The following is a 10,632-nucleotide window of genomic DNA, read 5'->3' as shown; positions in this document are numbered from 1 at the left end:
GTGGCGATCCCGAAGATCGTGTTGTTCTACCGGTTCACGCCGCTGGCCGATCCGGAGGCGATCCGCTTGTGGCAGCACACCCTGGCGGCGTCGAACGATCTCACCGGTCGCATCCTGATCTCCGAGCACGGCATCAACGCCACCGTCGGGGGCGACATCGCCGACGTCAAGCGGTACGTGCGCGGCACCCGCGCGTACGCGCCGTTCGCCGACGCCGACATCAAGTGGTCGGACGGCACCGGGCGGGATTTTCCGCGCCTGTCGGTGCGGGTACGGCCGGAGATCGTGACCTTCGGGGCGCCGCACGAGCTGAAGGTCGACGAGCACGGGGTGGTCGGCGGTGGGGTGCACCTGTCGCCGCACGGGCTGCACGAGCTGATCGGCGAGCGCGGCGACGAGGTGGTGTTCTTCGACGGGCGCAACGCGTTCGAGGCGGAGATCGGCCGGTTCCGCGGGGCGGTCGTGCCGGATGTGGGGACCACGCGCGAGTTCGTGTCGGTGCTCGACAGCGGCCGCTACGACCACCTCAAGTCACGTCCGGTGGTGACTTATTGCACGGGCGGGGTGCGCTGTGAGGTGCTGTCCGCGTTGATGCGCAACCGCGGGTTCGAGCAGGTGTATCAGCTCGACGGCGGCATCGTCCGGTACGGGGAGACGTTCGGCGACGACGGGCTGTGGGAGGGTTCGCTGTACGTCTTCGACGGCCGCACGAACGTCGAGTTCTCGGACGCGGCGGCGGTGTTGGGCCGGTGCACGCTGTGCCGGGCGCCGACCTCGCGCTACCGCAACCACCCGGACGTCAACGGCCGGGAGCTGAGCCTGGTGTGCGAGGCGTGCGTGCCGGACCCGGTCGGGCCCTGACGGTGGCTGCGTCGCCGCTGCCGGTACGCGACGGTCTCGGCCCGGACCGGCTGCGGCTGCCCGTCACCGATCCCGCCCCCACGATCCTCGGGTTCCTGCGCGGCGCCGAGCCCGGCGAGGACTGGCACCGCCACGTCGCGGCCGGTGAGCTCGTCGACGAGCACGGCCGGCCGGTGACCGCGCAGACCCGGTACCAGCCGGGCCGGTTCGTGTACTTCTACCGGGAGCCGCCGCCGGAGGTGCCGGTGCCGTTCCCGGTGACGGTCCTGCACCGCGACGAGGGGCTCCTCGTCGCGGACAAGCCGCACTTCCTGGCGACGATCCCGCGGGGCGCGCACATCCGGGAGACGGTGGTGGTGCGGCTGCGCCGGGAACTCGGGCTGCCGGACCTGGTTCCGGTGCACCGTCTGGACCGGATGACGGCGGGCGTGCTGCTGTGCACCACCGATCCGGGATTGCGGGGGCCGTACCAGCAGCTGTTCGAGCGGCAGCGGGTGCGCAAGGTGTACGAGGCGATCGCCCCGTTCCGGCCGGGACTCGAGTTCCCCCGCACGGTGCGCAGCCGGATCCGTAAGCGGCACGGCGAGCTCACGGCCGTGGAGGAGCCCGGCGAGCCGAACTCCGAGACGCGGATCGAGCTGCTCGACCGGCGCGGGGACCTGGCCCGGTACCGGCTGCATCCGCGGACCGGGCGCACCCATCAGCTGCGGCTGCACCTGAGCTCGCTGGGGGCGCCGATCGTCGGGGACAACTTCTATCCGCGGTTCCGGCGCCGCGCGCCGGACGATTTCTCGGATCCGCTGCGGTTGCTGGCGCGGACCGTCGAGTTCGACGATCCGCGCACCGGGCGGCGCCGCCGGTTCGACAGCGGCCTCGCCCTCGAGTTCTGACGGTCCGGGCCGGGCGCCCGGGGCGGTCGCGGCACTGGGTGCGGGAGCACGCCGCGGTCATGAAACAATGAACCCCCGTGAAGACCTTCGATTCCCTGTTCGCCGAGCTGTCCGAGCGTGCCGTCACCCGTCCCGAGGGGTCCGGCACCGTTGCCGCCCTGGACGCCGGCGTCCATGCGCAGGGCAAGAAGGTGATCGAGGAGGCCGGCGAGGTGTGGATCGCCGCCGAGTACCAGAGCGACGAGCAGCTGGCGGAGGAGATTTCGCAGTTGCTGTACTGGGTGCAGGTGCTGATGGTCGGGCGGGGTCTGAAGCTCGAGGACGTCTACAAGCATCTGTGACGGCTCGCCGTCGGGCATCTGTGACGGCTCGCCGTCGGGCATGTGTGACGGCTCGCCGTCGGGCAGCCGCCCCGGGGCCGGCCGTCGTGCCCGCGAGACCTTCCGCCTGTTCCTTCCCTGCTCTTCGCACCGTTGCCGAAAGGACCGTCCATGCTGCGCGTCGCAGTTCCGAACAAGGGCTCGCTGTCCGAGTCCGCCGCCGAAATCCTGCGCGAGGCCGGATACCGGCGCCGCACCGACTCGCGCGACCTGACCGTTATCGACCCGGTCAACGACGTCGAGTTCTTCTTCCTGCGCCCGAAGGACATCGCCATCTACGTCGGTTCCGGCGAGCTCGATCTGGGCATCACCGGCCGTGACCTGGCGCTGGATTCGGCGGCGCCGGTCACCGAGCGGCTCGCTCTGGGGTTCGGGTACTCCTCCTTCCGCTACGCGGCGCCGAAGGGCCGGGACTGGAAGATCGAGGACCTCGCCGGCCTGCGGATCGCGACGTCGTACCCCAACCTGGTCCGCCGTGATCTGACGGCGCGGGGGATCGAGGCGACGGTCATCCGCCTCGACGGCGCGGTGGAGATCTCCATTCAGCTGGGGGTGGCCGACGCGATCGCCGACGTCGTCGGCTCCGGCCGGACGCTGCGCCAGCACGATCTGGTGGCGTTCGGGGAGTCGCTGTGCGACTCGGAGGGCGTGCTGATCGAGCAGGAGGGCGCGAGCCGCGGCGATTCGGCGCGCAACCAGCTCGTCGCCCGCATCGAGGGCGTGGTGTTCGCGCAGCAGTACGTGATGCTCGACTACGACTGCCCCAAGCCGGTTCTCGACGAGGCGGTGCAGATCACTCCGGGTCTGGAGTCGCCGACGATCTCACCGCTCGCCGACGACTCGTCGGTGGCGGTGCGGGCGATGGTGCCGCGCAAGGGCCACAACGCGGTGATGGATCGGCTCGCCGAGATCGGGGCGCGGGCGATCCTGGCGACGGACATCCGGTCGTGCCGCGCGATGCGCGGCGCCGAGTAGCCGCGGCCGAGCGTCCGGCGCGTCAGCGCCCGGGGCAGGTGCCGGGGGCGGCGATGCCGGCGAGACGCTGTTCGGTCCAGGTGAGTAGTTCGGGTACGAGCGGGGAGTCCTCGGCGACGAGCCCGAGGTGGTCCCGGCCGGGATAGCTGCGGTAGTCCAGGGCCCAGTTCTCGGCGCAGCGGTCGCGCACGTAGCCGTCCTGCACGGCGGCGGTGACGAGGGAATCGGTGGCGCCCTGCGCGAGCAGGACGGGCACGGCCGTCGTGCCGGTGGGGACGTTCTCCGCGAGGCGGCGGCCGAGGGGTCCGGTGGTGGGGTCGGTGCGCAGCACGGACCGGTCGCGACTGAGCGAGAGTGCCGACAGGACCGAGACGTAGACGGCGGGTTCGGACAGGCACCTTGTCGCCATCTCGCGCACGAGGGTGCGGGCGGCGGGCCCGACGTAGGTGTCGCCGTCGACGTCGTCGTAGACCGCGGTGTAGGCGGCGAGGACGTACGAGGCGAACACGCTGCCGCCGGGAACGGTGTCGAGTCCGGTGGTCAGCGCGACGGTGTCGCTGGCGGGGGCCATCGCGGCGATCCCGGCGACGGGTGTGTCCGGGGCGTAGGTGGGGGCGAGCAGCCCCGCCCACAGGGCCGCGTGCCCGCCCTGGGAGTGCCCCCAGACGACGGTGCGGTCGGCGAGGTCGAAGTGGTCGAGGTGGTGGGCCGCACGCACAGCGTCGAGCACCGAGCGTCCTTCGCCCTGCCCGATCAGGTACGGGTGCGGGCCTGCGGTGCCCAGGCCGACGTAGTCGGTGGCCACCAGGGCCCAGCCGCGGTCGAGGAGCGCGGACGCGGCGGGCAGGGCGCCGGCGCCGAGCGGGTCGTCGAGGAGGGTGGGCGCGCAGGGTTCGGCGAAACCGGTGGTCCCGTGGGCCCAGGCGATCACCGGTCGAGGTCCGGGCGGGGCGTTCTTCGCGACCACGACCAGGGCGCTGGCCACGGCGGGCTGGTCGTCGTCGCGGGTGGTGGTGTAGAGGATGCGCCAGGCCTCGGCGCCGTCGGGGACGGCGCGGGTGAACGGTTCGGCGCGCAGCAGCGCGCCGGGATGATCGGGCATCCGGTGCGGTGCGGTGTAGAACGCGTCGACGACGGGGGAGCCGGCGCGCAGGCGGACCGCCACGCCGGCTGCGGCGACGGCCACGAGCAGCGCGAGAACCGCCACGGCCGGTCGCCGGTACCGGGCCGGGGTGCGGCGGGGCGCCGTCGGGGTGGGTCCGGGGGTGCGGTCGTCGAGGGCGGCGAGTCCGTCGCCGATGCGGGCGAGGCCGAAGAACACGGTGCGGATGCCGAACAGGAAGGCGACGACGAGGACCGTGACGTCGGGCCAGCGCCAGGCGAGGACACCGAACACGATGTCGGCGAGGCCGAGGACTGCGGTGGTGAGTCGCTCGTCGAGGTCGCCGCGGGCGGCGCGGACCAGACGCAGGGCGCCGCCGACGACGAGGGCGAGCGCGACGGCGGGGGCGAGCAGATCCAGGGCCCGGCCGAGCCAGGCGAGGACGGCGATGCCGAACCCGATCCAGGCGAGGGCGGTGGCGGTCGCCACCGCCCCGGCGTGGGAGCGGTACGCGGCGAGCAGGTCGGCGGTGCCGGCGGTGATCGCGGCCAGGCCGATGAGCAGGCCCAGCGCGGACAGTGAGGTCAGCGGTCTCGTCGTGAGCAGCAGGCCGAGCAGCAGGCAGACGAGTCCGAGGAGCACGGACGTCCACCACGGTGCCGTGCGCAGCGCGGCGGTGGCGGCGCGGGCTCTGCGGTGGGGACCGGTCGCGGGCATGTCGTCCTCCCCTTGGTGCCGACCGAAATGTCCGGTCGAGTGTGGCACGGTCCGCCGGCGCCCGCCCGGTGATCGGTGCCCGCGGCGGGGTCAGCGGGGGCGGACCTGCACGGTTTGCGCGATCCGTCCGACGGCGCCGTCCTCGTCGTACAGCACCCCGGCGGTCATGCCCACCCCGTCCGGGCCGGTGGACGTCTCGGCGCTGATGCCGACCCACTCGCCGACCGGTTCCCGGAACAGGTGCACCGTCAGGTCGGTGTTGAGGAAGGTCCAGACGGCGGGGTCGAGTTTGGAACCGACGCCGTTGGCGACATCGGCGACGGTGAACAGCCGCTCGACCGGGGTCGGGGCCTCGCCCTCGACGAGCGCCAGGTCGGTGCGCAGCCACGCCGCCGACGGCCCCGGCGCCCCGATCGGGGTGATCGTGCGCCAGTCCAGGGTGCGCACGAATCCGGTCTGCCAGAACGCCGAGCCGGGGTGTTCGACGACGCCCTGCGCCGGCGGCGGCAGCGGCGCGTCCGCGGCGTGGGCGACCTCGGGCAGGTCGGCGGTCTGCATGCGCCAGGCGGTGCCACGGGCCACCGCTCGGGGGGTGCCGTCCGGGCCGGCGGCCCACAGCTCGGCGACGACGAGTTCGACCTTGCGGCCGGGGCGGTCGATGCGGGTGCGGACCTCGATCTCGGTCAGCGGCACCGGGCCGAGCAGTTCGACGCAGATGCGGGTCAGTCGGGCGTCGGGGCGGCGGCCGCAGCGTTCGAGGGCGCGGGCCAGCAGCGCCGACGGCGGGGCGCCGTGCTGCATCGTCGGTGCCCACGTGCTGACCGTATGGGCGGTGGGCCGAAACCGTTCGACGGCAGTGCCCCCGTCGCCGGGGCCGCCGTCGATCGGCACGAAGTACGCCGCGTCGCTCACTCGCTCGTTTCCTCCTCGGGACGGGCCGCGCCGGCGGGCTCGTCCGGCCGGCCCGGATAGGGCGGGGCGGTGCCGCCGAATGCCGGGCACCGCACCCGATGATCGCACCACCGGCACAGCGGCCCCGGGTTGGGCCGGAAGTCCCGTGCGTCGGTCGCGGTGCGCACGGCCGCCCAGAGGGCGCGCACGGTGCCCTCGAAGCGGCGCAGTTCGTCCCCGTCGGGGGTGTAGTCGAGTACCTGTCCGTCCGCCAGGTACAGCAGCCGCAGCCGCGCCGGCACCACCCCGCGGGTGCGCAGCACCATCAGCGCGTAGAACTTCAGCTGGAACAGCGCCGCCGCCTCGCCGGTCTCGCGGGGTGCCCGGCCGGTCTTGTAGTCGACCACGCGCACCAGCCCCTGGGGGGAGATGTCGATCCGGTCGACGAAGCCCCGCAGCCGCAGCCCGTCGTCCAGCTCGGTTTCCACGCGCAGCTCGCACGCTTGCGGGGTGAACCCGGTGGGATCCTCGAGTGCGAAGTAGCGGGCGACGAGGGCGCGGGCCTCGGTGAGGAACCGGTCGCGCTCGCCTGGGCCGATCACGTCGGCGAGGTCGGGTGCCTCCTCGAGCAGCCGCTGCCACGCCGGTGCCACCAGCTCGCCGGCGGGTCCGGGCCGCCGCTCGGCGGCCGGCAGCGCGAACAACGCCTCGAGGGCTGCGTGGACGACGCTGCCGCGCAGCTGGGCCCGCGACGGGACCTCGGGGATCCGGTCGATCGCCCGGAACCGGTACAGCAGCGGACAGCGTTTGAAGTCGGCGGCGCGCGACGGCGACAGCGCCGGCGTCCGCGGGGCCGCGGGCCGGTCGTCGGTGGGGGGCGTCGTCGCGGCTGTGCTCACACCTGGCAGGGTATGGCCCGGGACCGACACGGTGTCGGTACCGGCGGAGCGGACGAAGGTGGATACGGCGATGGCAGCAGGTGGACTCGGGCGCAGCGGACCGTTCGAGGTCGGTGACCGGGTGCAGCTCACCGACGCCAAGGGCCGCAAGTACACGGTGGTGCTCGAGGCGGGCAAGGAGTTCCACACCCACCGCGGCGGCATCCTGCACGACGCGCTCATCGGCACGGACGAGGGCAGCGTCGTCACCTCCACCAACGGCACCCCCTACCTGGCGCTGCGGCCGCTGCTGACCGATTACGTGCTGTCCATGCCGCGCGGGGCGCAGGTGATCTACCCCAAGGACGCCGCGCAGATCGTGCATGAGGGCGACGTGTTCCCCGGCGCCCGGGTGCTCGAGGCGGGCGCCGGTTCGGGTGCGCTGACCTGTTCGCTGCTGCGGGCCGTGGGGCCGACCGGCCGGGTGATCTCCTACGAGGTGCGCGACGACCACGCCGAGCACGCGGTGCGCAACGTCGAGACGTTCTTCGGGGAGCGTCCCGGGAACTGGGATCTCACGGTGGGCGACGTCGCGGACTACGACCTCGACCGGCACGGTCCGGTCGACCGGGTGGTGCTGGACATGCTGGCCCCCTGGGACGCGCTGCCGACGGTGGCGAAGGCGCTGGTACCCGGTGGGGTGCTGATCGTGTACGTGGCGACGGTGACTCAGCTGTCGAAGGTGGTCGAGGCGCTGCGTGAGCAGACCTGCTGGACCGAACCGCGGTCGTGGGAGTCGATGGTGCGCGGCTGGCACGTGGTCGGCCTGGCCGTGCGTCCGGAGCATCGGATGCAGGGGCACACCGCGTTCCTGGTCAGCGCCCGCCGCCTCGCCGAGGGCACCGTCACACCGAAGCCGCAGCGCCGGCCCAGCAAGGGCTGACCGCTCCGGTCCGCACGGCGGCCGAGCCGCCTGATCTCCACGGCGGCCGAGCCGCCCCGGTCACGAGCAGTTCAGCGACCCCATCGCCAGGAGCTGGCAGGTGCTCTCGTCCTCCAGCCGCCAGGTGCCGTCCTCCCGCTCGAACGTCAGCGGCATCGGGGCGCCGCCGTGCGGACCGGTGACCTGCACGGTTGCCGAGACCGTGTCGTCGTCGACGGCGTTCACGGACTCGACGTCGGCGGTGAGCGGGTAGCCGGCGAGCACCCCGTTGAACTGCTCGAGCAGCGCGCCCCGGTCGTCGCCGTCCTCGACCACCACGGCCTTGTCCGCCGCCGACACCGCCGGGTCGAAGAACGTCGTCAGTACCGCTTCGAGCTCGCCCTCGGTTGCCGCGGCGGCGGGGCCGGCCGCGGACGTCGTCGCGGCGGAGGATGTGGGCGACCCACCGGCGGAGTCGTCGGCGGCGCAGGCGGGCAGCGCGGTCAGTGCGGCGACGGCGACGGCGGCAGCGGCCCGTCTGGTGCGAGTGGTCACGGGAATCCTTTCGACCCGGCAGAGAGAAAGGCAAGGCTAACATCGGTATCGGGGATTCGGGCCCGCGGCCGTGAGGAGTCCGACACGCATTCGCAGCATGCCGATTTCGCGTCGCACCACACAGTCGGCCGTCTGCCGGTAGCGTGGAAAGACCGATAGTGGAGGGAGTCGCACATGAGCTCGACAGAGAACCCGGATTCGGTTGCGGCGGCACAAGAACTCGAAGCGCTGCGCGCCGAGGCGACCGCCCTGCGGCGGCGGCTCGTCGAACCGTCCGAACAGGTCCGTGACCTCGAGGCCCGGATCGACTCCCTGACCGTGCGCAACGGCAAGCTGATGGACACGCTCAAGGAGGCGCGCCAGCAGCTGATCACCCTGCGCGAGGAAGTCGACCGGCTCGGTCAGCCCCCCAGCGGCTACGGGGTGCTGCTCGGCATCTACGACGATCAGACCGTGGACGTGTTCACCTCCGGCCGCAAGATGCGGGTCACGGTGTCCCCGAACCTCGAACCCGATGGTTTCGTCTCCGGCCAGACGGTCCGGTTGAACGAGGCGCTGACCGTCGTCGAAGCCGGCGGATTCGAGCGGGTCGGAGAGATCACCACCCTGCGCGAGGTCCTCGACGACGGCACCCGCGCCCTCGTCGTCGGACACGCCGACGAGGAGCGCATCGTGTGGCTGGCCGCGCCGCTCGCCGCCGCGGCCGCCGCGGCGGCCGGCACCGTCGAGGTGAGCGAGGACGCCGAGCCGTCGTTCAAGCTGCGGCCGGGTGATTCGCTGCTGGTCGACAGCAAGGCCGGCTACGCCTTCGAGCGCATCCCCAAGGCCGAGGTCGAGGACCTCGTCCTCGAGGAGGTTCCCGACGTCGACTACAACGACATCGGTGGCCTCGGCCGGCAGATCGAGCAGATCCGCGACGCGGTGGAACTGCCGTTCCTGCACAAGGACCTGTTCCGTGAGTACGCGCTGCGCCCGCCCAAGGGCGTGCTGCTGTACGGCCCGCCCGGCTGCGGCAAGACCCTCATCGCCAAGGCCGTCGCCAACTCGCTGGCCAAGAAGATCGCCGAGGCCCGCGGCGAGGATTCGAAGGAAGCGAAGTCCTACTTCCTCAACATCAAGGGCCCCGAGCTGCTCAACAAGTTCGTCGGCGAGACCGAACGCCACATTCGGCTGATCTTCCAGCGGGCCCGCGAGAAGGCCTCCGAAGGCACGCCGGTGATCGTGTTCTTCGACGAGATGGACTCGATCTTCCGCACCCGCGGCTCCGGTGTGTCGTCGGATGTCGAGACCACGGTGGTGCCGCAGCTGCTGTCCGAGATCGACGGCGTCGAGGGTCTCGAGAACGTCATCGTGATCGGCGCGTCCAACCGCGAGGACATGATCGACCCGGCGATCCTGCGGCCCGGCCGACTCGATGTGAAGATCAAGATCGAGCGGCCCGATGCCGAGGCGGCGCTGGACATCTTCTCCAAGTACCTCACCGAGGGACTGCCGGTGCACGCCGACGACCTCGCCGAGTTCGGCGGGCACCGCGGGGCGTGCGTGCGCGCCATGATCGAACGGGTCGTCGACCGGATGTACGCCGAGAGCGAGGAGAACCGCTTCCTCGAGGTGACGTACGCCAACGGCGACAAGGAGGTCCTGTACTTCAAGGACTTCAACTCCGGCGCGATGATCCAGAACATCGTCGACCGCGCCAAGAAGTACGCGATCAAGTCGGTACTCGAGACCGGCGCGCCCGGTCTGCGGGTGCAGCACCTGCTCGACTCCATCGTCGACGAGTTCGCCGAGAACGAGGACCTGCCCAACACCACCAACCCGGACGACTGGGCCCGGATCTCCGGCAAGAAGGGCGAACGCATCGTCTACATCCGCACCCTGGTCACCGGCAAGAACGCCAGCGCCAGCCGGGCGATCGACACCGAGTCGAACACGGGCCAGTACCTGTGACGCCGCGCCGGTGGGGTCGCCGCGTCCCGCGGCGGCCCCACCGGCGTGCGACGCGACCGGCAGGAGGCTGACCGTGCCGCTGCCCCGCGCCCTGGCCCGGTTCAACAGGGTCGTCACCAACCGGCTCGCCCGGCCGGTGGCCGGACACCTACCGCTGACGGCGGTGATCGAGCACCGCGGCCGGCGTACCGGGCGCCGCTACCGCACCCCGGTGCTGGTGTTCGGTCGCGACGGCGGCTACCGCATCGCCCTGACCTACGGCCCCCGCACCGACTGGGTGCGCAACGTCCTCGCCGCCGGCGGCTGCACCCTGCACACCCGCGGCCGCCGCATCGACCTCGTCGACCCCGTGCTCGGCCGCGACCCGGCCGTGCGGTGGGCGCCGCCCGGCGTCCGCACGGTCCTGCGCGCGACCGGCTCGGTCGAGTATCTCGACGCCGCCGTCGCCCCGTCCGCCGCCCGCCCCGGCCCGCCCGGCCCGGCCGGACCGGCACCGATCACCTAATCTCGA

At 72.4% G+C, this 10,632-nt stretch carries 11 protein-coding genes; 7 read left to right on the top strand and 4 right to left on the bottom strand.

Annotation, left to right across the window (positions count from 1 at the left end; genetic code table 11):
* The 4 genes from JYA75_RS18110 to hisG all read left to right on the top strand — a co-directional run bounded on the left by JYA75_RS18110 (window position 1) and on the right by hisG (window position 3,106).
* Entirely contained in the window at window positions 1–861 is an 861-nt protein-coding gene (locus JYA75_RS18110) for a rhodanese-related sulfurtransferase (RefSeq protein WP_006931162.1), read from the top strand.
* Window positions 862–863: 2 nt separating this feature from the next.
* Window positions 864–1,751 carry a pseudouridine synthase gene (locus JYA75_RS18105; protein ID WP_185713476.1) on the top strand — a complete coding sequence of 296 codons (888 nt, stop codon included), beginning with the start codon at window positions 864–866 and terminating at the stop codon, window positions 1,749–1,751.
* A 77-nt stretch (window positions 1,752–1,828) separates the two neighbouring features.
* Entirely contained in the window at window positions 1,829–2,092 is a 264-nt protein-coding gene (locus JYA75_RS18100; protein WP_003937712.1) for a phosphoribosyl-ATP diphosphatase, read from the top strand.
* 150 nt (window positions 2,093–2,242) lie between these two features.
* Window positions 2,243–3,106 carry an ATP phosphoribosyltransferase gene (hisG, locus tag JYA75_RS18095; protein WP_006931171.1) on the top strand — a complete coding sequence of 288 codons (864 nt, stop codon included), beginning with the start codon at window positions 2,243–2,245 and terminating at the stop codon, window positions 3,104–3,106.
* A gap of 22 nt (window positions 3,107–3,128) precedes the next feature.
* Here the strand turns inward: hisG and JYA75_RS18090 are convergent, their stop codons facing one another.
* From JYA75_RS18090 to JYA75_RS18080, 3 genes are all read right to left on the bottom strand, one after another.
* The gene (locus JYA75_RS18090) at window positions 3,129–4,925 is read right to left on the bottom strand and encodes an alpha/beta fold hydrolase (protein WP_185712756.1); all 1,797 of its coding nucleotides are present in this window, start codon (window positions 4,923–4,925) and stop codon (window positions 3,129–3,131) included.
* Window positions 4,926–5,015: 90 nt separating this feature from the next.
* Window positions 5,016–5,837: a thioesterase family protein gene (locus JYA75_RS18085; protein ID WP_006931174.1), complete on the bottom strand. Its 822-nt coding sequence runs from the start codon at window positions 5,835–5,837 to the stop codon at window positions 5,016–5,018.
* Window positions 5,834–6,715, bottom strand: a complete 882-nt coding sequence (locus JYA75_RS18080; protein ID WP_168579662.1) for a RecB family exonuclease — start codon at window positions 6,713–6,715, stop codon at window positions 5,834–5,836. The genes JYA75_RS18085 and JYA75_RS18080 overlap by 4 nt, the downstream gene beginning before the upstream one ends.
* Window positions 6,716–6,785: 70 nt before the next feature.
* Between JYA75_RS18080 and JYA75_RS18075 the strand changes: the two genes are divergently transcribed.
* Entirely contained in the window at window positions 6,786–7,637 is an 852-nt protein-coding gene (locus tag JYA75_RS18075) for a tRNA (adenine-N1)-methyltransferase (protein ID WP_029543751.1), read from the top strand.
* A 60-nt stretch (window positions 7,638–7,697) separates the two neighbouring features.
* Here JYA75_RS18075 and JYA75_RS18070 read toward each other — a convergent pair whose 3' ends face one another.
* Window positions 7,698–8,171, bottom strand: a complete 474-nt coding sequence (locus JYA75_RS18070) for a nuclear transport factor 2 family protein (RefSeq protein WP_185712757.1) — start codon at window positions 8,169–8,171, stop codon at window positions 7,698–7,700.
* A 174-nt stretch (window positions 8,172–8,345) separates the two neighbouring features.
* Between JYA75_RS18070 and arc the strand changes: the two genes are divergently transcribed.
* Both arc and JYA75_RS18060 read left to right on the top strand, forming a co-directional pair.
* A complete protein-coding gene (gene arc, locus JYA75_RS18065; RefSeq protein WP_029543755.1) occupies window positions 8,346–10,121 on the top strand; it encodes a proteasome ATPase in 1,776 nt (591 codons plus the stop codon).
* A gap of 73 nt (window positions 10,122–10,194) precedes the next feature.
* The gene (locus tag JYA75_RS18060; RefSeq protein WP_006931181.1) at window positions 10,195–10,626 is read left to right on the top strand and encodes a nitroreductase family deazaflavin-dependent oxidoreductase; all 432 of its coding nucleotides are present in this window, start codon (window positions 10,195–10,197) and stop codon (window positions 10,624–10,626) included.
* Window positions 10,627–10,632 lie beyond the last annotated feature (6 nt).

The organism is Rhodococcus sp. PSBB066 (genome assembly GCF_017068255.1).
GTDB lineage: Bacteria > Actinomycetota > Actinomycetes > Mycobacteriales > Mycobacteriaceae > Rhodococcus > Rhodococcus aetherivorans.
Note: the sequence above shows the minus strand (reverse complement) of the source record. Positions and strands in the feature narration are given on the sequence as shown.